We start from the raw sequence: 25,699 nt of genomic DNA on the forward strand, positions 1-25,699 counted from the left end.
ACGTCATCTCGTATGCGTCTTCTGGCGGCGCTGCCCATGGATCTTCTAAAATTCCACATTCGTTGCTGCGTCCCCATAAGTTTTGATCGATTGAAAACGGGCTATCTAAATTAATTGGAATCGGTATATCATTTTCTTTTGCATATGCAATTTCTTCTTCACGTGACCATTTCCATTCACGTACGGGCGCAATAACTTCTAAATATGGATTCAACGCTTGAATAGAAACTTCAAAACGAACTTGGTCATTCCCTTTCCCTGTACATCCATGTGCAACTGCACTTGCGCCTTCCTGCTCTGCAATTTCTACTAATTTTTTTGCAATAAGCGGACGAGATAATGCAGAGACAAGAGGATATTTCCCTTCGTATAACGTGTGAGCTTGCATCGCTATCAATGCATATTCATTCGCATATTCTTCTTGAACATCAATCATATATGATTTAATTGCACCTACTGAAAGTGCTTTTTCTTTTACAAACGCTAAGTCTTTACCTTCCCCTAGATCTAAGCAAAGCGCGATAATATCATAATTCTTTTCTTGTAACCATTTAATCGCAACGGAAGTATCAAGACCTCCAGAATATGCTAACACAACTTTTTTCTTCTCCATTTTGCATCCCCCTAAAGAATAAATATTCATTTTATCTTATAATAATCCAAACTTTAACACCTTTCATAAAATGAATCAAGGGGAATCCATAAATTTTTTTCAAACAATTTCGTCGAATTTCTTTCTTTTTTTATGTAAAATAGAGGCAGGAAAATGGAGGGGTTTCTATGAAAAAGTATTTTATATACAATGAACATCTAGGGATTGAATTGCCGAACATACAAGAAAAATGGGAAGACATCTCTGAACAAGCGCAGCATTCTATTTTATTAAAATGGGAGCAAGTTCGCGGAAAAATACCTGATCGTATACAAGAGCTTGAACGTCATATTAATCAAAAACAACATTGCTTAAATAACGAAGAGAATTTCGAAATTTCCTGTAGGCTTAATTCAGAAATTGCCGATCTTGCTTCAATTATTAATGATCTTTGGCTTTGGTATCGTCTAACCCAAAACGTATCTGAGGGAAAAGCACACCAATGAAAAAAGCATGCCCCTCAATTACTTTGGGTCATGCTTTTTTGTCGTAACACGATTTACAATATATTTCTTGTGCTGTTTTCGCCAAACACACATCAAACGGACCAACTAATATACTTCTTTCTTTTGGCAACTTTACAAAAGCAACTAGCTCTTCTTCATATTGAATCTTTTTCTGACATGAAACACATTTTAATTCTTTTCTTTTAAACATGTCTTTTAGCATATCTCCATTCTCCCCTTCATCTATCTATATTAATATACTCTCATAATAGTTAGAGCTTGTAAAAAAATGGCACATTCCGAAACAAATTATTCATATACTATGTACAAAAGGAGGTCTCAAACTTATGCGAGCTTTCATTATTATCGCTTTAACTTTTTTAAGTATCATTAGCTGGGATGCATTTTTTAAAGATAAAAGTGATGAGAACAATACAATTGAATAAAAACCCTTCTTTTCTTACTTATTGGACAAACTTCTAAAAGTTGTCCAGTTCTACGAAATAACTTAGGCTTTTCTACAAAAATATTTAAACATAACATTTTTTGTAGATTCCCTCCGGTTATTGTCGGTTTCCATCCGCATGCATTTTTTGAAAGTATGATATAATAATATAAATCTTGAAGGAAGGGATTTTGATATCATGATCGCTCGAAGGAGCATGTGGCATCGTATTGACGAATCATACACGTAGCGTATTTTTCAGCTCAGATACTTTAGTCTAGCGAAAAAAATACGAGAGTGGGGAAATTATGATTGCCCGAAGGATAATTTGGCAAAAAAAAGACTCTTCTTACACATAGCGTTTTGTTTAGGACTTAATTGTTACTAGCTAAACAAAACAAAGAAGAGCAGGATTGCTAAATGAAGAATCCTACTCCACGTTTTGTTTAGTCGTTTTAAGACTTAAACTAAAACGAAGGTAGGGAGAATTGATGGACGAGAGGATTATTCGTTATTTCTTCAGCGACATATAGCGTAGTTAGTTTTTTTCGTAAACTAACTGAAAGCTACATGTGAGCTCGTAGTTAGTTTACAACACAACAAGGACTACTAACTACGGAAAGAAGGAATAACGATGAGGAACATCCAAAGTCGACAAATTATTAAAGAAGTTTTTATGGTTTTAATCGGTTCATTTATTTTAGCAGCAGCGCTATATCACATTCACTTCCAAAACCACTTAACAGAAGGTGGCTTTGTAGGTATTGCACTATTTATCCAAAATTTTTATGATATTTCACCATCCATTTCAACTGTAGTAATGGATATCCCTATTATTTTACTATGTGCTTCATTTTTAGGTAGAAAAATGGTTGGCTACTCATTCCTAGGTTCGATTTCATTCGGAGTATTTTATTCTTTTATGGAAAATTATTCTCCATTTACGGTCGATTTATCAAATAATTTATTTATAGCTGCAGTAGTTGGCGGTGCGTTAGCTGGTATTGGACTCGGTTTTATATTGCGATTTGGCGGTGCAACCGGCGGAGACGATATTTTAACAATTATATTAAGTAAACGAACTCGGTTTACAATTGGGCAAATTTTCTTCGTCTTTGACGCGATTGTTCTTGCGCTTTCATTATATTATTTAAATTGGACAGAAATTGCTTTTACTATTCTTTCGATTGCCGTACAGGCAAAAACATTGGATTTAATTTATTATCCAAAAGCAGAAAAGAAAGCAGAAAAGCAACCAGTATCTATTCCAATGTCCAAAAAGCATGCAACAAATTAAAAAAGCGAAAGGCCTCGGCCTCTCGCTTTTTTTATGCTCTTTTTTCCTTCTCGACTATGTGGCGCACTTGATAAAATCTATTTGCAAATTCAGTAACGCTTCTTGTTAAACGATAGTTCACTGTAGACCCAATTGCCATTCCAATGACCGGAATACCTTGGAATAATTTACGACGAAGAGCATAAATCGAAAATGTCTTCAAAATTTGTTTTAACACAACCTCAGTAGAAGCTGGCTTTAACACCTCTTCGTCTCCTTCATAAAAGAATGAATCTTTTTGCTCAAGTTCTCTCAGTAAATTGTACCATGCATATTGCTGAAGTCTCGCCGGCAATAATGCTGCGTGGAATACCTTTAACGCAAGCATCATTTCATACGGCTTGTTCACATCATGTCCAAATGATGTTGCAATAAGTTGAACAGCTTTCAAATTTAACGCGATCATAACCGGAAAATCAGCTGTTAATAATAATACCCCCCCAGCACCCGTTGCTCCGCCTTGTACGAATGAATATAGGCGATGTCTTGCTGTTTGCTGCTCTGCTATGTATGTTAATTGATCAATAGATAACGCCTTCAAATCTTCAAGTTGCTCAATTGATTCATCAAATAATCTCGATGTTCCTAAAATGCGATTACGTGCATCTAACTGTGATTGTGAACTTTGAATAAGTGCATGCAAATGAAAGAGCCATCCATCTGCTTTCGTAAAGAAATCTTTTCGTTTTTTCTCAGGCAATTTCGCAATTGTAGTATGTACCCATTTATCAAACATTTTTTGAAAATCGGTCGCTTCTTGCTCAACTAATTGCGATTCCCATTCTTTTATATTGTCTAAAATGGCTTGTTCTCGCTTCGATCGCATCGCAACAACCACCTCGTTCGATTTTTTTCTATTGTAACATATTTCCGCTTGTTCTTTACAAATATGCTTGTCTATCTTTATTCACATACCATTTTTTAGTGACATAAAATATTAGCAAAAAGGACGAGATGAATCACATGAATCTATCCAATATAAAAAAAGAATATAATGCAGTATTCAGCTTAGGACAAAACTGCTGGCCTGCTTGGGCTTTATATCAATTCGAATTATCACCATTTTTTGGTGTTATCGATTTTATGCTAAGCCCTTCATTAGAAAAAGTGAATTTATTATTACAAAATCGATTTGACCGTTTTTTACAGTTCGAAAACTTATCCTTCATCTCATTTTGGGATGATGATGCGAAATTAAGACTACGTGACAGCCTATATGAAATCGACTCCTGTCACGACTTTAAAACAGATGTAAACACACCAACATCCTGGCCTTCTTATACAGAAATTAAGTTAAACTATGAGCATCGAATTAATCGCTTTCTAACTACAATCGAAACGGCAGAATCCACATTGTTTATTCGGACGGGAGGAACATACGAAGAAGCACGTTCCTTGGAACAAATTTTATCTCAAATAGTTAAACATACATTCTCTGTCCTATTACTCATCCCTGAAGATGTACCAACTATCGCCCAAGAAGATTGGGGATTACAAAACATTTGTGTTATAAAATGCCCTATTATGGATGTATATCAGTACAATGAAGCATTTTGGAATGACTTATTTGATGGAATCACGATTCGGCCAAACGCTTAAATACAGGTCACCTTTTATCACACCCTGCCTTATAATCATCCTTATACAAAATAAATAAGGAGTGATTATATATGTATCCACGTGCAAAAGCTTTTGGCATTGCTATACATCACGGTCGCCTTCTCGTACAAGAATATCATACAGGCGATGAAACATATTACCGACCTCTTGGCGGATCAATTGAACTTGGTGAAAAATCAGCACATACTGTTATTCGCGAATTTCAAGAAGAGCTTCACACAGAAGTGGAAATCACCAATTATTTAGGCTGCTTAGAAAATATCTTTCATCTTGATGGAGAAATTGGTCATGAAATCATTCAGCTATATTCTTTACGCTTATTAGACACATCACTATATGAAATGGAAAAAATGAATATACAAGATGAGCAAACCGTATCGTATGCGAAATGGATTCCCATTACAGCTTTCATTCAGAAGGGAAAAGTGCTATATCCAGATGGAATTTTAAACTATATCCAAAAGAAAAAAGACGAAATCCTATAGGATCTCGTCTTTTTTTATATAGTATATTAACCAATATCTCCAAGACGTAATACGTCACGAGCAATCATAACTTCTTCGTCAGTTGGAATTACGATAATTTTTACTGGAGAGTGTGGGAAGCTAATGAATGCTTCTTCACCGAATACGTTATTGCGTTTTACGTCGAAGTATACGCCCATGTACTCAAGGCCTTCTAATACGCGCTCACGAATAATTGCACTGTTTTCACCTACACCAGCTGTAAAGATGATAGCGTCAACGCCTTTCATACGAGCTGTGTAAGAACCGATGTATTTATGGATACGGCTCACGAACACGTCAAGTGCTACTTTCGCACGGTGGTCGCCTTCTTCTTCTTTCGCAATGATGTCACGTAGGTCACTAGAGTAACCAGTAAGACCTAACATACCACTCTTCTTGTTTAATACGCTAACTACTTCTTCTACAGTTTGGCCTGTTTTTTCCATGATGTATGGAATTAACGCAGGGTCAATGTTACCAGAACGTGTACCCATTGTTACACCAGCAAGTGGAGTGAAGCCCATAGAAGTATCGATAGACTTACCGCCTTCTACTGCTGCGATACTTGCACCGTTACCTAAGTGACAAGAAAGTAGGCTTAAGCTTTCAATTGGACGACCTAATAATTCAGCCGCACGCTCAGTTACATATTTATGAGAAGTTCCGTGGAAACCGTATTTACGGATGCCAAATTTCTCATAGTACTCATATGGTAAGCTGTATAGGAATGCAGATTCCGGCATTGTTTGGTGGAATGCTGTATCGAATACTGCTACTGCTGGTACGTTTGGTAGTACTTCTTGGAATGCTTTAATACCAACAAGGTTTGCTGGGTTGTGAAGTGGTGCTAAATCGCTTAATTCTTCGATATCAGCTAACACTTCAGCATCAATTAAAACAGAATCAGCAAATTTTTCGCCGCCGTGTACAACACGGTGACCGATACCGCCAATCTCATCAAGAGATTTTACGATTCCGTTTTCAGTTAATTTCTTAAGAAGCATGTTAACTGCTACTGCATGATCTGGGATGTTTGTAATTTCTTTTTGTTTTTCGCCATTTACAGTAATTGTGAAGATACTATCTTCTAAACCGATACGTTCTACTAAACCTTTTGTTAATACTGTTTCACTTGGCATTTCAAATAATTGGAACTTTAACGAAGAGCTTCCTGCGTTAATCGCGATGATTTTTGACATCTAGTCTTTCGCCCCTTTTTCTCTTGGTAGTTGTGTGGATCATTCCACAAACCGCTCGATTTTATCTAATTAAATTCACTCATTATGAAAACGTTTCATCATTAGTAAATTTTATACTCACGATTTTAATTTAAACATCGTCCGACATATATTTCAAGTGAAAAAATTGTAACACCAAGAAAAAAAATATATTACAGATTTCAAAAAAATTCAGTTAAATCTTGTATATATTAAAAAACATTACATATCCTATAAAACTGTACTACATTAATTACTAACCCTGTTACATATATATCGTATTATTTATGTGTTGCAAACCAAGTATTCAATTGATCCATAATGTTCTCCATAGCCTTCATGTTAGAGAATTTAGGTAATTCCACTAGTAGTGCCTGTTTCGGCATTGTTACACCTTGGCCTTTCTTTTGGAGAACAAATATACTTTTTGCATTTTTCTCGTTTTTAAACATGGAAACAGGAAGCTGTAATAATCCTTGAATAAAACATGTCTCTTTAATGAATGCATGTAGCTTTGGCGCTTGATCACTTTCAAAAATGAAGTTTGGTACTAAGAAGAATAAATACCCGCCTTCTTTCGTATGTTTCACACTTTGTTCAATAAATAAGTGATGTGCATATGACATTCCTTCATTTGCTTTTAATGTATATTCACTTGCAACAATTTCATTTGGATAATAACCAATTGGTAAATCTGAAACGACTGCATCAACTGGATCAATATAAAGTGGTGCTAGTCCATCTTGGTGGAAGAATTCGATTGCATGCTTTTGTAAATTTGCATTTACTAAAGCAAGTTTAATTAACACCTCATCCACTTCTACACCAAATCCACTCATTGTTAGTTCTTCTTTGGCGCTATTAAACAATGTAGTCATTAAGTTACCAGTTCCAATTGCAGGGTCCAAAACAGTAATTTCTTTTTGACCTTGCATAAATTTATGGAATAAGTAGCTCATGAACATTCCAACTGCATCTGGCGTCATTTCGTGATTCGCTTGTACGCCCTCTTTCATTCCTTTTAAAATGGCTAGCTGAAATGCTTTACGAATTTCTTCCCCTTTATATGTTTCTTCATTAAACGTACTATATTCACGATTCAACCTTTCAATTGTTGATTCGGATAATTCCTCTTGTAAAATCGCTCCTTCAAACAAGTTATCACCTGTTTCTACAAGCGCCTCTAAATATGTTACATCTAATTCTTTACGTAAAACTACCGTAGAAGAATCAAAAATAGAAAATAATGTTTCTACTGCCTGACTCACGTACATTCCTCCTTCTCTCTTTTACACATAACTTATATCATACCATAATCTAAATTTTTCCCAAAAGAAAAAGCGACCTCTTGCAAAGAGCTCCCCTTCAAGTTGTTTATGATGTAACGTCTTTTCTCATATATTGGTTCGGTTAACAATACATGAGAAAAGACGACCTCTTCTAAAGTAAAACTTTAATGAGAGGTCGTCTTCATTTACATTACTTCGCAGATTTAGCTGCTTCTAATGCTGCTTCATAGTTTGGATGGCTTGTACCTTCGCCTACGTATTCTGCGTAAACTACTTTGTCATTGCTATCTACTACGAATACTGCACGAGCAAGTAAACGAAGTTCTTTCATTACTAAGCCGTAAGCTTCACCGAATGAAAGGTCACGGTGATCAGAAAGTGTCACAACATTTTCTAAACCGTTTGCTGCACACCAGCGTTTTTGAGCGAATGGTAAATCAGCGCTAATTGTTAATACTTTCGCGTTTTCAATACCTGCTGCATCTTCGTTAAAACGACGAGTTTGTGCATCACATACACCTGTGTCGATTGAAGGTACAACACTAATTAATTTCACTTCACCTTTGTATGTTTCTAAACTTACTGGAGATAAGTCATTTGCTAATACTTGGAAGTTAGGCGCTTGATCGCCAACTTTAACTTCTGTTCCAACTAAAGTCATTGGGTTACCTTTAAAAGTTACATTTGCCACTTAAAAATCCTCCCTTATTTTAAACAAAATATGTACAATGTAAATGATAGTTTGTCCCTATCGATAATGCAAATAAAATCGCTTTATTTACAAAAAAATTAAAGAAGCTAATCCACTGATCAGCTTCTTTATTCGTTAAATTTGAAATTCAGGATCATCTTCTTTTCGTTTATCCATCATTTCTTTCACTTTATCAACAGCTTGTGGCGCTAATTCAATTATTTTATCGATGACGTGTGTTTGCTTATCTAAGTGTAATACTTTCACACCTTCTCCATTTATAACAAGAAAGGCAACAGGATTAATAGAAACTCCTCCACCACTTCCCCCACCAAATGGATGACGGCCTGAATGTTCTACTTTACCAAATTCACTTCCACCAGCAGCAAATCCAAAACTGACTTTCGAAACTGTAAGAATTACACTTCCATCTGCCGCTTTAATTGGGTCACCAACAATTGTATTTACATCAGTCATTTGTTTCAAATGCTGCATTGCGGTTGTCATTAAACCTTGAATTGGATGGTCCATTCTATATCCCCCCTATGCTTGAACAGATTTTTCTGTCATACCAGATCTTTGCTTTCTCATAAACATGAGTAATTTTATCGCTGTTTTTACAGTACGTAATATACGAAAAGATGCTGTTAACTCGCATCTTGATGCAAATCCCTTTCCTTGAAAAACAGGAGTAATTTCAAATTCTGGTATGTCGACAATATGCATATATTGTCCTACAACTCCAGCAGCCATTCCTTTTGTCCCCCATGCATATCCAGTGACAATTCCAGTACTAGCCGCGTCGCCTGCTCCAATTTGCGTATGCCATTTCCAACCATTGATTTTCACTCTTTTGAGAAAATCTTTAACAATAGTATGAACGTCTTGAAGCTTTTTTATCAGTTCCCCTATACTATCGAGTTGTGCCATAATTTTATTATCTATTCCGCCGTCCTCTTCAGCTTTTTTAATTTTTTTTCCTGTCTTCTTCTGCTGTTTTTCAATTCTTTCCAATACATCAAACGTATATCGAATCATCCATATTTTCACTTGAAATAAACATTGTTTTTCCATTTCTGAATATAAAAACGTCACCTTAAGCGATATTTTCGATAATAGTATAAGCAAAATAAAAAGTAGAAGAATTATCATTCCAATTACGAGCCACTTCATTCGTACCATCCTTTCACTCCATACCCATTATCGACAAGTTTATTCATCATTAAACAGACTTTGATAAAATTGAATATAAAAATTTTTCTAAAAATAAAAAGGAATTTTGACAATTTATATCGAAATATACTATTTGAACATATCATCCAGAAACATACTCTGACGATATGTAGCACTAAGACTAGAAAATTTAACTGCAGTGGAGGGATACATAATGGCAAATCGTCGCAATTTATTTTTCTTTTATGGTGATGACAAAGTAACGCTCGTTGAAAAAATGAAACCAGTATATCGTATTTTAGAGGAGAATGGATTTACCATATTAGATCATCCAAAAAATGCAAACGCTATCGTCAGCGTTGGAGATGATGGAACTTTCTTACAAGCCGTTCGTAAAACTGGCTTTAGAGAAGATTGCTTATACGCAGGTATTTCTACGAAAGATGAAATTTCTTTCTACTGCGATTTCCACATCGATCACGTTGATACAGCCCTTCAAGAAATTACAAAAAACGAAATTGAAGTGCGAAAATATCCAACAATTAAAGTAGATGTAGATCACGGTACATCTTTCCATTGTTTAAATGAATTCACATTACGCTCTAGTATCATTAAAACATTTGTCGTAGATGTACACGTCGACAATTTACATTTCGAAACCTTTAGAGGTGATGGATTAGTTATCTCCACACCAACAGGAAGTACCGCTTACAATAAATCATTACATGGTGCAGTTGTCGATCCACTTATCCCATGTTTCCAAGTAAGCGAACTAGCATCTTTAAATAACAACACATACCGTACACTCGGATCACCGTTTCTTTTAAATCACGAGCGCACGTTAACTTTAACACTTAAACCAGATGGTAATGATTATCCTGTTATCGGCATGGATAACGAAGCACTTAGCATTAAGCAAGTGGAGAAAGCCGTTGTTCGTTTAAGCGATAAACAAATTAAAACTGTTAAATTAAAAAACAACTCTTTCTGGGAAAAAGTACAGAGAACGTTTTTATAGTATTAAAATAACCGCAGAATTATGGGATTCCATAATTCTGCGGTCTTTTATTTCCCCCGATTGGTGTGGGTAGCCATCTCTTACTATGCAGTCGCCATTATTGTCAGCTTTTGTCGGTAAGTCGATATATTTTAATAATCGCTGATATATTTCAAGTTATGGTCGATATATTTCAATAATCGCTGATATATTTTCACACGTCTTTTCTATAAACAATCTTCCCATCAATGACGGTCATTTCTGCCTGTACTTCTTTTATTTCTTCCGCCTCAATTTCAAAAACATTGCGGTCTAATATCGTAAAGTCTGCTTCATATCCTTTTGTAATTTGTCCTCGCTTTCCTTCTTTTCCAATTGCATACGCACTTCCTGTTGTAAATAAAGAAACAGCCTCATACACCGTTAATCTTTCTTCTGGGATATAACATACACCATCAATAAAACTTCTACGTGTAACAGCACTATATATACCTAAAAACGGATTCACTTGTTCAATTGGAGCATCAGAGCCTCCATTACAGTGTAATCCTGCGTCCAGTAACGTCTTCCAAGCATACGCATAACGAAGACGATGGTCTCCTAGTTTTTCAATCACTGATGGAAAATCCGATGAAACAAAGACTGGTTGAATATCAATAATAGCTGGCAAGTGTTTCATTCTTTCAATCAACTCTTCACGAGCTAGCTGACAATGAATAATACGGTCACGTAATCCTTCTGCTGGTGGATGTAATTCAAGCGCATCAATGACATATTCAAGCGATAAATCACCAATTGTATGAATCGCAACTGGCATATGTAAATCTCGTGCTTTTTTCACTAAACCTGCAAGCTCTTCACGTGAGAAAATGGCAACTCCATTTGTTTCCTTCGCATCTTCATACGGTTCACTTAATAAAGCTGTTCTTCCGCCAAAAGAGCCGTCAGAAAAAATTTTCATCGCACCAAATTCAATATAGTGCTCATTTTCATATTCTTTTCGTTCATTCGCTACTTCATGGTGAACGAGTAAATGCGCTTTAAACCGCATTTCTTTTATAACGTGTGAAAACGCATTGTACGTTTTTTGAAAGCCGCCATAATAATTTAAGTCTTCCGTATGTCCGCCAACGAGTCCGTATTGCCAGCAGTCTGAAATCGCTGTTTGCAGAGCACTTTGCAAATACACTCCATCTATTTCGGGCTGAACATGTTTAATTAACTCTTGTCCTTGCTCATATAAAAGTCCTGTTAAATTATTTGACGCATCACGGCCAATTTTCCCGCCCTTTGGATCTTGCGTCGCTTCTTTTATATTCGCTTCTTGCAATATGTATGAATTCACCCATGTCACGTGACGACAAACACGCTTTAATAAAATCGGATGTTCTTTAGAGATTTCATCTAAATCACGTACATGAACTTGTTTTGTATCTGTAAAATTATTTTCATTCCATCCTTCTCCGATAATCCAAGATTCTTTTGGCGCTTCTTCTACGCGCTTCTGAACAAGAGTAAGCACTTCTTTATAAGATGTACAATTTGATAAATCTAGACGAAGTAACCTCTCCCCATGCCCAATAAGATGCATATGGCTATCAACAAGACCTGGAATCATCGTTTTCCCTTTTAAATCGTACAACTTCACCGCAGAATATCGGTTCTCTAACGCTTCTTTATTCCCCACATCAACAATGACGCCATCTTCGACGTAAACGGCTTCTACTTTTTCATTCTCTTCTCGCATTGTGTAAATGGTGCCGCCATACCAAATTTCTCCCATATGCCCATCCCCTTTTTCCTTTAGTCTACGAAATTAGTACGTATAAAAAAAGCACCATTTCGATTAAAAATGGTACTTTTCCAAAAATTAATTTTGTTCAGTAGGGTTCGTTGTAATTTGCCATTCAATGCTAAATTTATCTTTTAATTGTCCGTATGCTGGGCTCCAGAACGTTTCTTGAAGTGGCATAATAACTTCTCCACCTTCTTGTAACTTATCAAATACTTCTTTCGCTTTTTCTGCATTATTAATTTGAATTGCGATTGTTACTTGAGATCCGATTGCATGCCCTTGACCTGGGAATGTATCAGAAATCATAAGGTCCGTATTACCAACTTTTAAAGTAGCATGTAAAACGCGCTCTTTCGCTTCAGCTGGAATTGGGTATTCTGGATTTTCAGGCATGTCACCAAAAGTTTGCATTACTTCTACTTTTGCGTCTAACGCCTCTTTGTAAAACTGTACAGCTTCTTGCCCACTACCATCTAAAACTAAGTACGGATTAATACCTAAAATCATACGGACACCTCTTTTTTAAATTTATAAAATCGAACTTATGTTCGTTTTTATAATATCATCGTTTTACATTTCATTCAACTATTTACTTCCCTATTTTCAAAATTATTTTGAAGGAAGCTCCATTTCTTGTTTTCTAAGTTCAATACGGCGAATTTTTCCGGAAATCGTTTTTGGTAGTTCATCTACAAATTCAATTTTGCGAGGGTATTTATATGGTGCAGTCAATTCTTTGACGTGTTGTTGGAGCACTGGAATTAATGTTTTTTCGTTCTTGTCTATATTCTCTCTTAATACGATAAATGCCTTCACGACACTTCCACGAATTTCATCAGGGCTTGCAACAACCGCACATTCTCTTACGTAAGGATGTTTTACAAGCGCATCTTCTACTTCAAACGGGCCGATTGTATAGCCAGAGCTAATAATAATATCATCACCGCGCCCTTCAAACCAGAAATAGCCTTCTTCATCTTTTTTCGCTTTATCACCGGTAATATAATAATCACCGCGGAATTGCATCGCTGTGCGCTCATCGTCTTTATAATATTGTTTAAAGAGTGCTGGTGTTTCAATGTGAACTGCAATATCACCAACTTCTCCTACCTGTACAGGAGTTCCTTCTTCATTTACGATATCAACATGGTTGCCTGGCGTCGGTTTTCCCATTGATCCTGGTCTAATGTCCATCCCTTTCATTATCCCAACGAGTAATGTGTTTTCCGTTTGCCCATAGCCGTCTCTTACTGTAATATCGAAATACCTTTGGAACGTTTCAATGACTTCCCTGTTTAACGGCTCACCTGCCGATACAGCGCTATGTAACGCTTCTAAATTGTACTCACTTAAGTTTTCTACCTTTGCCATTAATCTATACTCAGTCGGTGTACAACAAAGTACATTCACCTTATTATCACCTAATAAATTTAAATATGTTTTTGGTTCAAATTTGCCGTTATATACAAATCCTGTTGCACCTGAACCGAGAGTCGCTACAAACGGGCTCCAAATCCATTTTTGCCAACCTGGACTAGCCGTTGCCCATACAACATCTTCTTCTTCGATTCCGAGCCAGTTCGGGGCGCTTGTACGTAAATGAGCGTATGCCCAGGCATGCGTATGAACAACTCCTTTTGGATTCCCTGTCGTCCCTGACGTATAAGATAAAAAGACCATATCTTCTTTATCCGTCTTCGCCATTTCTAACGTATCACTTTCCGTTTCTAATGCTGTTTTTAAATTCGTCCATCCATCTACTGATCGCTCGCTCAGGACGAATTTTTGAAGAGATTCCACCGCTTCTACGCCGTCAAATTGTCCAATATACGGTTCGTAACTTACGATAGCCTTTACTTCTCCGTGCCCAATACGATACTCGATATCTTTTTTACGCAACATTTCTGAGCTTGGAATAACGACAAATCCTGCTTTAATCGCAGCAATATACGTCATGTAAGCTTCAATTAAGCGCGGCATCATAATAAGGAGCTTGTCCCCTTTTTGTAAGCCACTTTTTATAAAAGCGTTTCCAATTCTATTCGCACCTTGCATTAATTCAAAATATGTAATCTCTCGTCTATTCCCTTTATCATCTTGCCAAATTAAAGCAAGCTTCTCTTTATCACTCGTATATTTCTCTATTTCCGAAACTAAATTATAAGACGGCGGCGCTAACAATTCCTCTCTCTTCATATAACATCCTCCTTTATTTCTATGCCTCCCTTATATAATAAAGAATTTTCAGTAAATTTTGAACCCTCTTCTTTTGACAATTTTTTTATATTTATGTCGAATTGATGTATGAATGTATAGCGACGATGTTTTTAACATAACGATTCATCGGCAAATAACGACGAAAACGACAAAAAGAAAGAGCGGGAGAACCCGCTCTTTCTAAGCCATCGTATATGGGATTATTTTTGGTAACCGCCTAATTGTTGCTCAGCTAGTGAAACTAGACGTTTAGTAATTTCGCCACCAACAGATCCGTTAGCGCGAGATGTTGCATCAGCTCCAAGTTGAACACCAAACTCTTGAGCGATTTCGTATTTCATTTGATCTAATGCTGCTTGAGCACCAGATACTGCTAATTTATTTGTGCTTGCCATGTTGTATCACCTCCTTGTGAGTATAGAGTGTGATAAACAACATGACTTCATGCACATTTGAATGTGGTAATTTATGGGTTTAGAAAAGTTCTTCGAATTTTTCTTCTTCAGCCACTACTTCTACTGTTTGTAATACCATTGTTTCTTTGTTCGCTACAGCCTCTTCAATTAACGGCGCGAAATCGTACTTCGCTTCAAAACGATTTGCTTTCTCACGCTTCGGTTTCGTCGATGGACTTGCTGGTGTAAACACTGTACAGCAGTCTTCATATGGACGAAGTGAAATATCATACGTTCCAATTTCTTTTGCAATTTTAATAATTTCTAATTTATCCATCGTAATAAGCGGGCGAATAACAGGATAGTTTGTCACTTCGTTAATCGTATGCATACTATCTAACGTTTGGCTCGCTACTTGTCCAAGACTTTCACCAGTCGTAATTGCAAGTGCATTACGCTCCTCTGCAATACGCTCTGTAATACGCATCATCATACGACGCATAACTGTCATAGAATAGCTAGATGGAATTTCTTTATTAATCGTTTTTTGCACTTCAGTAAATGGAACAAGATGAAGTGTTACACGTTTACAGTATTGCGTTAACTCTTGTGCTAAATCGATTACTTTTTGTTTCGCGCGCTCGCTTGTGAAAGGTGGACTATGGAAGTGAACTGCTTCCACAGATACGCCGCGTTTCATCGTTAAGTACGTTGCTACCGGGCTATCGATACCACCAGAAAGAAGTACCATTACTTTTCCGCCAACGCCAACTGGTAAACCGCCAGCTCCCATGTGCTCACCACACATAATATAGCTGTAACCACTGCGAATTTCTATACGTACATTCACATCTGGATTATGAACATCTACTGTGATATCCTCTGTATTTTCTAAAATGTGCCCACCGATTTCTGGAAGTAACTCCATCGTCTTCATTGGGAAGCGCTTATCAGAGCGGTGCACTGTAATTTTAAATGTTTTCACATCACCTTTTACTTGTAAGAAAGCTGCTAATGCACCTTTTTTAATATCTTCTAATTCTGATGGTACTTTCATTGCTAAGTTAAACTTATGAATACCAAATACATCTTTCAATCTTTCAGAAATTGCTTCATGGTCTTCACCATTTAACTGAATGTACATACGATCATGTGTTGCATCAATTTTAATGTTTGGGAATTTTTTTAATTTGAATTTCACATTATCTTTTAACGTACTTACAAACTTAGAACGGTTCTTTCCTTTTGTCGTCATTTCTCCATAACGAACTAAAATATATTCATATGTCATCATATTTCTTTACCTCATCACTTCATATAATTTTGGCATCGTCTCTTTAACAATACCTTCAAATTGTTTTACTTCTTCCATCGTGTTGTCTGGTGCTAGACTAATGCGAATCGCACTTGTAGCTGCGGCGTGCGGTACTCCCATTGCCACTAGTACTCTGCTCACTTCATTTGCTTTTGAAGAACAAGCAGACTTCGTCGATACATATACACCATGCTCTTCTAAAGCATGAACGACTACTTCTGGTTTTAAACCGACAAATGATACATTTAAAATGTGCGGTGCCGCATATTCAAGTGATGTATTAATCGTTACAGTTTCCATCTCTTTAAAGAAACGGACCAGCTCTGTTTGTAAATTTTGCAAATGAACTATCTTTTCTTTCACTTGTTCCATCGTCATACGAAGTGCTTTCACCATCGCTACAATACCAGGTAAATTTTCTGTACCTGAACGATACTTGAGCTCTTGTTGACCACCTGATAAGATTGGATCTAATCTTACACCATCACGTACGTAAAGAAGACCTGTCCCCTTTACGCTATGAAATTTATGTCCAGATATTGAACAAAGGTCAATATGAGAAGCGTATAAATCAAGTGGTACTTTTCCTATCCCTTGTACATGGTCCACGTGGAATCTTATTTTCGGATAGTTCGTTAATAATGTTCCAATTTCAGCAACGGGCTGAATCGCTCCAGTCTCGTTGTTCACGTGAATAATTGACACAAGAATCGTATCTTCACGAAGTGCTCGTTTTACATCTTCTACCGATACAACACCGTGCTCGTTAACCGGTAAATACGTTACATCAAAACCGAGATCTTCTAATTGTTTATATGCTTCAAACACAGACGCGTGTTCAATATTTGTTGTAATGATATGTTTGCCGCGCGAACGATTCCTCATCGCTATCCCTTTAATCGCAAGGTTATTCCCTTCCGTTCCACCTGATGTGAAAATAATTTCAGCAGGTTTAACGTGAAGGAGCTGTGCCGCAATCGTTCTCGATTGTGTTAATAGACGCTCTGCCTCTCCTCCAAGCGAATGAATAGAAGAAGGATTACCAAAATATTTCCCTGCAACCGTTACGTACGATTGAAGCGCTTCTGGATATGGCTTCGTCGTCGCACTATTATCAAAATAGATCATCGTTCTTCCCCTTTCAGCGCTATCACATCATATAATCATATCACAAATACGTGTAATTACGCTAAGACTACTCAAAGGTTCCGTTTTTATATAAAAGTGTACATTTCCCCCGGCCATTTGCAGGCATACTGAGTGGTGAAGATTAATAATCAGTGGTGGATGAAACCCCATCACTTATGGTTTCACTTTATTTTGAAACGAACAACCTTACTGTATTCCGCTATTCATTATAGCAACATCGACTTCAAAATTACACAAAAAAACAAACCCTTTATTAAAGGGTTTGCTCATTGTCTACATATTCAGCTATTTTTTGAACAACACCAGGTTCAAGTTGCTCTAATATAGAAGCCGCTTGTTCTAAAGCTGCATCGTATTGATATTCACGGAATAATTTCTCCGCATAATTTAAGCTTTCTGCAAGATTCTCATCATGACTGCGGTATCGGTTACCGTATTGAATTAGTTTTTCAACTAAATAAGCTTGTCCAATTAATTCTTCTGTCATTTCAGATACACCATTCACAACTGTGTACGCTTCTTCTAAACTGCTATTTACAGTATTCATATTTAACGGCTTTACTTCTAATTGCTCATATACAGCTTGCATCGCCATTTGCCCTTTTTGTAAATCTTCCATAATACTCTCTGGAAGACCTGGTAAATTCGACTTTTGCATAAAACGTTTCGTCTCAAAAATTGTATTTCGCATTTCTTGTAACTTCTCACGTGCTTCAAATTCTTCTTTGCGCATCGTTTGCAGCATTTCTTTATATTCTGCATGAAGTACTTTTAAAGTTTCACATTGCTCATAAACCTCTTCTAGTTCCTCACGAATGATAGAGAATGCAATATCTTGTTCAGCAACGCGTATTTGTAACACTTCAAAACGTTTCATTAAAATATGCATTTGCTTTTCAATTACTTTTTGTGACTCAATATCTTTGTCTTGTAATTGATAACTTTGTTTCACAAGTTGTGTTTCTATTTTCGTTTCAATTGTTTCTGTACGAATTTCTTCTAAATCTTCATAAACAGACAGTGTTTTTTGCTCCACATAATGTTTCGCATGCACTTCTTGTTCAAGTTGATCATAAAAACTGTCTAAACGAGTTTTTAAGTTCTCTACTTTTTCTGCAGCTTCTGTTATATGAAGTTCCTGTATATCCATTAAACATGTGTGTAGTTGTGTCGTCATATCGCGGACTTCTTTAGGGATTTCCAAATACTCTAATACATAGCCTTGTCTTATCATATCATCATGACCTTGTAATAAATCTTCCAGCTGAACTGGTAATGTCGCTTGACACTCTACCAATAAATCCGGAATTTGATGAATAACGATTTCTAAACTTGCTAAACCTTCTTCTAAACTAATAACAATTTCTCTCGCTTTTAAATAATCACCATTATCTGTTGCCTCTTCAAAAGTTTTGAACTTCTCGGATTCAACATCTAACATCTCTTCAATTTTTTGCTCAGCTGCTCCATACATGTGTCGATGAGCAAGAACGCTCTTTTTCATACTACGATATGTATCACGTAACCCTTCAATTTCCGCGCTATTTTTCTCATGGCTTTCTAACAGTTGCTGTAATTCATTTAAAATGTCTGTAATACGATTATCAGCGTCATCTAGACCACTTATGGATTCTTTCATCGCATGCTTTGCTTTGCGGAAGGAGAATTGCGAGGCGAATTTTCGCGCTTGCCCTAAATCTTTTTCAGCTTTCGGAAGAGTTGTTGATACAATTTCATCCCACTCTTCACGCCATTTACCAAACAGCTCTTCTGTTTGACCTGTCATATTTAAATCTTTTACCCGCTTTAGTTCATCTGCCACAGGTTTATCTTTTATCTCTTGCTTCCACTGCTCCAGTGCTTCAATATCTTTATATGAACGATTTCTTATCACAAGCTCTATCATGAGCAGCACTAGAATAGAGCTTACTACAATGATAACGATCGTCAGGATAGAATCCATGCAAAAAAGCCTCCTAGTTATATCTCTTTTTTTGTCCGTTCCGTTTATGAAATGGAAGGCATTATGTATAAAAAGGGAATTCCCCTATATTTAACAACTAACAATGTTCTAATCATACCATGTAATGACGTGTTTTTGACCTAGTTTTTTTTAAAATTTCATGTTTCTTTACATGTGATTGTAATATTTCTTAATATTCCACTTTTTCCATTATCCGTCCTCAAACGAATGCAATAAAGGTAAGGCTTTTACGGGCAGTTAATGCAGGATAACGAGCTCTCTTTCATATGAGAGACGAAATAAATCTTTCGCATTAGTGGTGGTTCTACAGAAATCGCACGTACGTTACCTTGCATTACGGGTTACTGTAAAGCGGTTTCCGGAAGCAAGGTTATACCAAGTCCAGCTCCTACCATCGCAATCATCGGTTCTGCATAAGATGTTTCAACCGCAATTATTGGTTTCGCGCCCATACATTGAAACACATTCATAATCATTTTCCTTACATCACATATTTCTAGGTATACAATTAGCTGTTCATTAACAATTATTGCGCTAGTATGCAACAATTTATGGCAAAGAAAACAACATATAAAAATCCCCACCTCAGTTCGTTAGGTGGGGATTTTTCACATATGAACAGCTCTTGGTAGTTCATAATACATACTCGCTTTATATAATGTTCGTTCCATCCATTGCTCAATTTCCTTCGTATACATTTCTAAGAAAAACGTCTCAGACGGAAATGAGTGTAGCACCTCAGATATATATTGTGGATATAAAAACGGCATATTCATCATGCCTTTTAATTGTGTCATAAACATTGTAAAAGATACCTTTTTAAATTCTTGATTCATTTGTCCTTGTTTAATGATTTGCTCTATATAATATCTTTCTCTAGAAAAATAAACGGTCATCACTTCACGAATTAATGTCGTATCAAGCGAAAGCTCTCTATAAAAAAAACGTGTCAGTTCTCTATTATCAAATTGATATCGTAAAATCCCGCGCACCATTTGCACCATCACATCTTTAGCCGATAAATATTCTCTCTGTTCAAATGACGTTTCAATTACGTGAATATATCCTTCTAAAAAATCAGTAATAAGCTGTTCTAATAACCCTTGCTTTCCAGCAAAATAATATGAAATATTCGCTACATTCACATCCGCTCGCTTTGCAATTTCTCGCACCGACGTTCCATCATAACCTTTCGTATTAAACAACGATATTGCCGCATCAATTACTTTTTGTTTCGTCTGTTTCATGCGCTCACTTCCTCTCAATGAACAGCTATAGTCTAAATTTCTTGACTTTTAAGACAAATTCCTTTAATTTTCTATCGACAAAGTCATGTGAAATACATCGTATTTTGCTAATATTTTACACATCTCGATAAAAAGGGAGTTGTTTCCATGTTTACAAAAGAAAGTTATGCAGGTTCTCGCGTGCAGCAATACGAGACAGTAATTAAACAACTGGATGCATTATTAACTGGCGAACCGAACTTAGTCGCAAACTTATCAAATGCGTCCGCACTATTAAATCAATTTTTAGATCACGTTAATTGGGTTGGCTTTTATGTAACAGAAGGAAATCAGCTTGTTCTTGGACCTTTCCAAGGAATGCCCGCTTGCGTGCGTATTCCGTTCGGACGAGGCGTTTGCGGCGTTGCAGCTGAAACAAAAACGACGCAGCTTGTAGCAGACGTTCACCAATTCCCAGGACATATCGCTTGCGATAGTGCTTCGAATTCAGAAATCGTTGTACCGATCGTGAAAGAAGGAACTGTCATTGGTGTACTTGATATTGATAGCCCTGAAAAAAATCGTTTTGATGAAGTAGATCAGCGCTATTTAGAAAAGTTTGTGGAAACACTCCTAAAACATATTTAAAAAAGAAAAGAGCGAGTTATCGATTGAGTACATCACGTACGAAACCGATAGCTCACTCTTTTTTATTGATTACTAACAGTAGATATTTTCTTTAGTGCCTGCTCTAAATCAGAAACGATATCCTCCCATGATTCTAAACCGACAGATAAACGTATTAAATTATCGTAAATACCCATTTCTTGTCTTAGCTCAGCTGGAATCGCAGCGTGCGTCATCGTTGCCGGATGCTGAATTAACGTTTCTGTATCACCTAAACTTACGGCAATTGTAATAAAATGCAGGTCATTGATAAACGACTGTGTTTCCTCTTTCACGCCTTTAATTGAAAAAGAAATAACGCCCCCACCTCGTTTCATTTGCCGAGATGCTAGTTCTCCCTCCGGATACCAAACACCTTCTACTGCTTCATGATTTTTCAAAAACGATACAATTTTTTCTGCATTATCACAATGACGATCCATTCTTACTGCTAATGTTTTTAATCCACGTAACAATAACCACGCGTCAAACGGTGCCATAATACCTCCGATATCTTTTCGCATCGGACGGATTTTGTCAGCTAACGTTTTCGTTCTACAAATTGTTACACCCGCTACAACATCCCCGTGACCACCAATATATTTTGTCGCACTGTGAACGACGGCGTCACAACCAAGCTCAAGAGGTCTTTGTAAATAAGGTGAACAAAACGTATTATCGACAATAACAAGCAAGTCATTTCGCTTCGCTACCCCGATCACCTTTTCTAAATCAATTAATTTCATCGTTGGATTAATCGGTGTTTCAACGAAAATGAGCTTTGTATTTGGACGAATTTTATTTTCAATATCAGTCTCTGTCTCCATATCACAAAACGAATGAGTAATCATAAATTTCTCTTCTAATACTTCTAAAAAACCGTAAGTACATCCATATAATCCATTTGAACAAATAATATGATCTCCAGCCTTTAGAAAACCGATTAACGTTGCTGAAATGGCTGCCATACCTGAACCGAACGCCAGCGCTTCCTCTCCACCTTCTAAAACAGCCATACGTTCTTCAAATAATTTCACAGTTGGATTCCCAAGCCTTGAATAAATATAAGATGGATCTTCTCCCGCAAAACTCGCTTCTCCTTGCTGTGCTGTCTCAAACGTAAATGTAGAAGTTTGAAATAAAGGTGGTGTTAAACTCCCTTTATTTTCATTTGATTCATATCCGTGATGAATTAATGCTGTCTCTATATGTTTCTTTTTCATAAAAACATCCCCCTTATGTCTTTATTTGCACATATCCACCAGGAAAAATCTGATGAACGTCTTTACTACATTTTATGTAAGCGTTTTATTTGTGTTTCTATCTTTTCTTTTATATTGTTTTAAATTCCTTCTTGTTAATTTCCAAAATTTATCTGCATAAAACAAAAAGGGAGTCTCTTGACGAAACTGTAAGTAAAAGATATAATAGCGTTTGTGTAAAATAAAAAGGCAGCCTTGTAATGTGAGTTTATCGTTTGTATTTTGTTCCTCTGCGGAGGTGTATCTCGTAACTCCCTGCTGCTGGAGCGAAGGTACATGAAAACAAAATACCCGTAAATATCGATTACGTCTGTTTTTATTTTACGAAAATAAAAACATTTTTAAAGGAGGAGTCAACTATGGCTCGTTATACAGGTCCAGCATGGAAACTGTCTCGTCGTCTTGGAATCTCTCTAAGCGGCACAGGAAAAGAATTAGAAAAACGCCCTTACGCACCAGGTCCTCACGGTCCTAACCAACGTAAGAAACTTTCAGAATACGGTTTACAATTACAAGAGAAACAAAAACTTCGTCACATGTACGGCATGACTGAACGTCAATTCCGTCGCACATTTGACCAAGCAGGTAAAATGCCTGGTAAGCACGGCGAAAACTTCATGATCCTTCTTGAAGCTCGTCTTGACAACTTAGTTTACCGTATGGGCTTAGCTCGCACTCGTCGTGCAGCTCGCCAATTAGTAAACCACGGTCACATCATGGTTGATGGCGCTCGCGTAGATATCCCATCTTACCGCGTTAAACCTAACCAAACTATCAGCGTTCGCGAAAAATCTAACAGCCTTGTTGTTGTTAAAGAAGCGATCGAAGTTAACAACTTCGTACCAGAATACTTAACTTTCGATGCTGATAAGTTAGAAGCTACTTACACTCGTCACGCTGAGCGTTCTGAGTTAGCAGCTGAAATCAACGAAGCATTAATCGTAGAGTTCTACTCTCGTTAATCTCGGTACTCTGCAAAGAGTATTATTAAAAGCCTTAGGAACCTTGTTTATCAAGGGGCCTGGGCTTTTTTTATTTATATAAATGTCGTATGTATAGTAAGATACTTCAAGGAAGTTTTTTCATGAGTTATGGATAATCGTCCTTACTTCTCTTTTATTCATTCCAACGATTGGATTCTCTTTAATACTGGCTCCGTTTATTGTGCAAAATTTTATAATCCATCTTCATTACATGCTGTTATACTTATTCCCTTAAACATATAATCATTTCGTTTTCAGACTACTCCTTTTTTCATTACTTCCAAATTATATCTCAATAGAAAAAGCTACCAAAGAAACTAAAACTTTCTCTCTGGTAGCTTTTATTTATATATTAAAATTATTTATTTTCCTCTTTTTGAACATATACATAAGCATCTTTCTGCTCTTTATGTACATCAACCTTCGTGCTCTCTGCAAGCTGACCAGCGTTTAGCAAAGAAAAAATAATGAGCGCTTCTAGTGACATTTTGTTTTACCACTCCTTTCTATTTGTTATACATTTATCATACCGCTTACATGTGATTTCCGTATGAACTCGAAAAGGAGATTACAACAAAAAGGTTACAGGAATACGAATGCACGCTATAATAACCATTAAATAGGAGGTTGTTTCATTTTGACAATAAATCAAATGGTTCAATTGGGTAGTGCCTGTATGCTTTTTATTACTTCAGCACTTATGAGTTGGTATCAAGGGAGTAATTTAATAGATAATCCTGATGAATGGAAATATAGCGCTAAGTTTACGAATTATTTTAAAGGGTACGTTTCACATTATGACGATATTTATCAAATCGATTTCTTTATATATGCGGCAAAATTTTATCCCGGGGCATTTGTCATTATGCTAATTAGCTTACTTTACATGCTCGTATTAATTCTTCATATTCTATTTAAAAGAAATCATGAGGCAATTTAAATGCATACATAAAAACCCCGAACGATAGACTTTTCAGCCTACCATTCGGGGTACTATTTGTTTTACATTCGTTTCTGATTAGTAACGAATTAAGAAATATTTCTTTTTACCGCGGCGAATGATTGTGAATTTACCTTCGATGCGGTCGTTTTCTGTTACAACGTAGTCTAACGCTTGTGTACGCTCACCGTTTACGTAGATTGCACCGTTCGTTACATCTTCACGTGCTTGACGTTTAGATGGTGAAATTTTGCTTTCTACAAGTAAGTCGATTAATACTGTATCTTCTGCAGTACGTTCTACAGATGGTACGTCTTTGAATCCTTGCTCGATTTCGCTTGCAGTAAGTTCTGCTACAGAGCCACTGAATAATGCAGCTGAAATTTTAATTGCTTGCTCTAACGCTTCTTCGCCGTGAACAAGTTTTGTCATTTCAGATCCTAATGATTTTTGTGCTGCACGTTTTTCTGGTGCTTCAGTTACTTGCTTCTCAAGCTCAAGAATTTCTTCATGAGATAAGAATGTGAAGTATTTTAAGTATTTAACTACATCGCGGTCATCTGTATTGATCCAGAATTGGTAGAACTCGTAAGGAGTTGTTTTCTCTGGGTCTAACCAAATTGCGCCGCCCTCTGTTTTACCAAACTTCGTACCATCAGATTTTGTAACTAGCGGAATTGTTAAACCGAATGCTTTCGCATCTTCTTCTGATTTACGGATTAATTCAAGACCCGCTGTAATGTTACCCCATTGGTCACTACCACCGATTTGTAGACGGCAATTATGGTTTTGGTATAAGTTTAAGAAGTCGTATGATTGTAAAATCATATAACTAAACTCAGTGAATGAAATACCAGTATCTAAACGAGATGCTACTGTATCTTTTGCTAACATATAGTTTAAACCGAAGTTTTTACCGATATCGCGTAAGAATGAAATTACATCTAAGTTACCAAGCCAGTCATAGTTGTTAGCCATCGTTGCTGGGTTGTCCACGTTTTCGAACTCTAAGAAGTTTGAAAGTTGGTTTTTAATGCTTTCTGTGTAGTAAGCAACTGTATCTTTCGTATTTAATGTACGCTCTGCTTTTTTACCACTTGGGTCACCGATCATACCAGTACCACCGCCAACAAGTGCGATTGGTTGGTGACCAGCTAATTGGAAACGACGTAACATTAATACTGGTAACATATGACCGATGTGTAAGCTATCCGCTGTCGGATCGAAACCACAGTATAATTTAACGCTTTCTTTTTCTAATAATTGCTCAAGGCCCTCAGCATCTGTTTGCTGGTTAATTAGACCGCGAAATTCAAGATCTTGTAAAATACCCATATCCTACATACTCTCCTTTAAGTTCATTACTGGCGTGAAGGTTGAAAACATAAAAAAATC

The 25,699-nt window shown here is 36.6% G+C and carries 27 protein-coding genes and 1 pseudogene; 8 read left to right on the plus strand and 20 right to left on the minus strand.

Annotation, left to right across the window (positions count from 1 at the left end):
• The coding region (locus tag MR155_RS15945; RefSeq protein ID WP_396027167.1) for an argininosuccinate synthase at positions 1-613 on the minus strand (613 nt) is incomplete at its 3' end.
• A gap of 167 nt (positions 614-780) precedes the next feature.
• On the opposite strand from MR155_RS15945, the gene MR155_RS15950 reads away from it, so the two are divergent.
• A complete protein-coding gene (locus tag MR155_RS15950) occupies positions 781-1,098 on the plus strand; it encodes a radical SAM protein (RefSeq protein WP_113935732.1) in 318 nt (105 codons plus the stop codon).
• A gap of 28 nt (positions 1,099-1,126) precedes the next feature.
• On the opposite strand, the gene MR155_RS15955 is transcribed toward MR155_RS15950, so the two are convergent.
• Positions 1,127-1,321 (minus strand): hypothetical protein, encoded by a 195-nt coding sequence (locus tag MR155_RS15955; RefSeq protein WP_002067549.1) that lies wholly within the window; start codon positions 1,319-1,321, stop codon positions 1,127-1,129.
• Positions 1,322-2,177: 856 nt separating this feature from the next.
• Here MR155_RS15955 and MR155_RS15960 point away from each other — a divergent pair.
• Positions 2,178-2,840 carry a YitT family protein gene (locus MR155_RS15960; RefSeq protein WP_219303674.1) on the plus strand — a complete coding sequence of 221 codons (663 nt, stop codon included), beginning with the start codon at positions 2,178-2,180 and terminating at the stop codon, positions 2,838-2,840.
• A 31-nt stretch (positions 2,841-2,871) separates the two neighbouring features.
• On the opposite strand, the gene MR155_RS15965 is transcribed toward MR155_RS15960, so the two are convergent.
• Positions 2,872-3,705, minus strand: a complete 834-nt coding sequence (locus MR155_RS15965; RefSeq protein ID WP_242310520.1) for an EcsC family protein — start codon at positions 3,703-3,705, stop codon at positions 2,872-2,874.
• Between the two features lie 137 nt (positions 3,706-3,842).
• Here MR155_RS15965 and MR155_RS15970 point away from each other — a divergent pair, with 137 nt between their 5' ends.
• Positions 3,843-4,478: a DUF1796 family putative cysteine peptidase gene (locus MR155_RS15970; protein ID WP_002138623.1), complete on the plus strand. Its 636-nt coding sequence runs from the start codon at positions 3,843-3,845 to the stop codon at positions 4,476-4,478.
• A gap of 71 nt (positions 4,479-4,549) precedes the next feature.
• Positions 4,550-4,984, plus strand: a complete 435-nt coding sequence (locus MR155_RS15975; RefSeq protein ID WP_242310522.1) for an NUDIX hydrolase — start codon at positions 4,550-4,552, stop codon at positions 4,982-4,984.
• A gap of 26 nt (positions 4,985-5,010) precedes the next feature.
• Here the strand turns inward: MR155_RS15975 and ackA are convergent, their stop codons facing one another.
• The 5 genes from ackA to MR155_RS16000 form a co-directional block, all read right to left on the minus strand.
• Positions 5,011-6,204, minus strand: a complete 1,194-nt coding sequence (gene ackA / locus MR155_RS15980) for an acetate kinase (protein ID WP_002015546.1) — start codon at positions 6,202-6,204, stop codon at positions 5,011-5,013.
• Positions 6,205-6,503: 299 nt separating this feature from the next.
• On the minus strand, positions 6,504-7,490 hold the full coding sequence (locus tag MR155_RS15985; protein ID WP_002015548.1) for a class I SAM-dependent methyltransferase: 987 nt from the start codon (positions 7,488-7,490) through the stop codon (positions 6,504-6,506).
• A 211-nt stretch (positions 7,491-7,701) separates the two neighbouring features.
• Positions 7,702-8,202: a thiol peroxidase gene (gene tpx, locus MR155_RS15990; protein ID WP_002015549.1), complete on the minus strand. Its 501-nt coding sequence runs from the start codon at positions 8,200-8,202 to the stop codon at positions 7,702-7,704.
• A gap of 135 nt (positions 8,203-8,337) precedes the next feature.
• Positions 8,338-8,733, minus strand: a complete 396-nt coding sequence (gene ytfJ, locus MR155_RS15995; RefSeq protein ID WP_000350005.1) for a GerW family sporulation protein — start codon at positions 8,731-8,733, stop codon at positions 8,338-8,340.
• A gap of 12 nt (positions 8,734-8,745) precedes the next feature.
• A complete protein-coding gene (locus MR155_RS16000) occupies positions 8,746-9,384 on the minus strand; it encodes a DUF2953 domain-containing protein (protein WP_242310523.1) in 639 nt (212 codons plus the stop codon).
• Between the two features lie 205 nt (positions 9,385-9,589).
• On the opposite strand from MR155_RS16000, the gene MR155_RS16005 reads away from it, so the two are divergent.
• The gene (locus tag MR155_RS16005) at positions 9,590-10,393 is read left to right on the plus strand and encodes an NAD kinase (protein WP_002015552.1); all 804 of its coding nucleotides are present in this window, start codon (positions 9,590-9,592) and stop codon (positions 10,391-10,393) included.
• Positions 10,394-10,586: 193 nt separating this feature from the next.
• On the opposite strand, the gene MR155_RS16010 is transcribed toward MR155_RS16005, so the two are convergent.
• From MR155_RS16010 to refZ, 9 genes and pseudogenes are all read right to left on the minus strand, one after another.
• A complete protein-coding gene (locus tag MR155_RS16010) occupies positions 10,587-12,155 on the minus strand; it encodes an amidohydrolase (protein ID WP_242310525.1) in 1,569 nt (522 codons plus the stop codon).
• 87 nt (positions 12,156-12,242) lie between these two features.
• Positions 12,243-12,674: a VOC family protein gene (locus MR155_RS16015; RefSeq protein WP_002129408.1), complete on the minus strand. Its 432-nt coding sequence runs from the start codon at positions 12,672-12,674 to the stop codon at positions 12,243-12,245.
• A gap of 102 nt (positions 12,675-12,776) precedes the next feature.
• Entirely contained in the window at positions 12,777-14,363 is a 1,587-nt protein-coding gene (mbcS, locus tag MR155_RS16020) for an acyl-CoA synthetase MbcS (protein WP_219301249.1), read from the minus strand.
• Between the two features lie 221 nt (positions 14,364-14,584).
• Complete coding sequence (locus tag MR155_RS16025) at positions 14,585-14,779, minus strand: alpha/beta-type small acid-soluble spore protein (RefSeq protein WP_000168891.1); 195 nt, start codon at positions 14,777-14,779, stop codon at positions 14,585-14,587.
• 79 nt (positions 14,780-14,858) lie between these two features.
• Entirely contained in the window at positions 14,859-16,073 is a 1,215-nt protein-coding gene (thiI, locus tag MR155_RS16030) for a tRNA uracil 4-sulfurtransferase ThiI (protein WP_242310527.1), read from the minus strand.
• Between the two features lie 6 nt (positions 16,074-16,079).
• The gene (locus MR155_RS16035) at positions 16,080-17,222 is read right to left on the minus strand and encodes a cysteine desulfurase family protein (RefSeq protein ID WP_215600748.1); all 1,143 of its coding nucleotides are present in this window, start codon (positions 17,220-17,222) and stop codon (positions 16,080-16,082) included.
• Positions 17,223-17,496: 274 nt separating this feature from the next.
• Entirely contained in the window at positions 17,497-19,206 is a 1,710-nt protein-coding gene (ezrA, locus tag MR155_RS16040) for a septation ring formation regulator EzrA (RefSeq protein ID WP_002129414.1), read from the minus strand.
• 248 nt (positions 19,207-19,454) lie between these two features.
• Positions 19,455-19,748: pseudogene (locus MR155_RS16045) on the minus strand (LysR family transcriptional regulator substrate-binding protein); the annotation flags it as partial.
• Positions 19,749-19,835: 87 nt separating this feature from the next.
• Positions 19,836-20,474: a forespore capture DNA-binding protein RefZ gene (gene refZ, locus MR155_RS16050; protein ID WP_002164973.1), complete on the minus strand. Its 639-nt coding sequence runs from the start codon at positions 20,472-20,474 to the stop codon at positions 19,836-19,838.
• A 147-nt stretch (positions 20,475-20,621) separates the two neighbouring features.
• Between refZ and MR155_RS16055 the strand changes: the two genes are divergently transcribed.
• The gene (locus MR155_RS16055) at positions 20,622-21,101 is read left to right on the plus strand and encodes a GAF domain-containing protein (RefSeq protein WP_113935740.1); all 480 of its coding nucleotides are present in this window, start codon (positions 20,622-20,624) and stop codon (positions 21,099-21,101) included.
• A gap of 62 nt (positions 21,102-21,163) precedes the next feature.
• Here the strand turns inward: MR155_RS16055 and megL are convergent, their stop codons facing one another.
• Positions 21,164-22,342 carry a methionine gamma-lyase gene (gene megL, locus MR155_RS16060; protein ID WP_219301246.1) on the minus strand — a complete coding sequence of 393 codons (1,179 nt, stop codon included), beginning with the start codon at positions 22,340-22,342 and terminating at the stop codon, positions 21,164-21,166.
• A gap of 398 nt (positions 22,343-22,740) precedes the next feature.
• Between megL and rpsD the strand changes: the two genes are divergently transcribed.
• Complete coding sequence (rpsD, locus tag MR155_RS16065; RefSeq protein ID WP_097833087.1) at positions 22,741-23,343, plus strand: 30S ribosomal protein S4; 603 nt, start codon at positions 22,741-22,743, stop codon at positions 23,341-23,343.
• Between the two features lie 379 nt (positions 23,344-23,722).
• On the opposite strand, the gene MR155_RS16070 is transcribed toward rpsD, so the two are convergent.
• The gene (locus MR155_RS16070; RefSeq protein WP_002015573.1) at positions 23,723-23,851 is read right to left on the minus strand and encodes a hypothetical protein; all 129 of its coding nucleotides are present in this window, start codon (positions 23,849-23,851) and stop codon (positions 23,723-23,725) included.
• A 150-nt stretch (positions 23,852-24,001) separates the two neighbouring features.
• Between MR155_RS16070 and MR155_RS16075 the strand changes: the two genes are divergently transcribed.
• Positions 24,002-24,304: a YjdJ family protein gene (locus tag MR155_RS16075; RefSeq protein ID WP_242310529.1), complete on the plus strand. Its 303-nt coding sequence runs from the start codon at positions 24,002-24,004 to the stop codon at positions 24,302-24,304.
• A 78-nt stretch (positions 24,305-24,382) separates the two neighbouring features.
• On the opposite strand, the gene tyrS is transcribed toward MR155_RS16075, so the two are convergent.
• Positions 24,383-25,639: a tyrosine--tRNA ligase gene (gene tyrS / locus MR155_RS16080; protein WP_002015575.1), complete on the minus strand. Its 1,257-nt coding sequence runs from the start codon at positions 25,637-25,639 to the stop codon at positions 24,383-24,385.
• Positions 25,640-25,699: the final 60 nt, after the last annotated feature.

It is taken from the genome of Bacillus cereus group sp. BfR-BA-01331 (genome assembly GCF_022663915.1).
Taxonomy (GTDB): Bacteria; Bacillota; Bacilli; order Bacillales; family Bacillaceae_G; genus Bacillus_A; species Bacillus_A mycoides.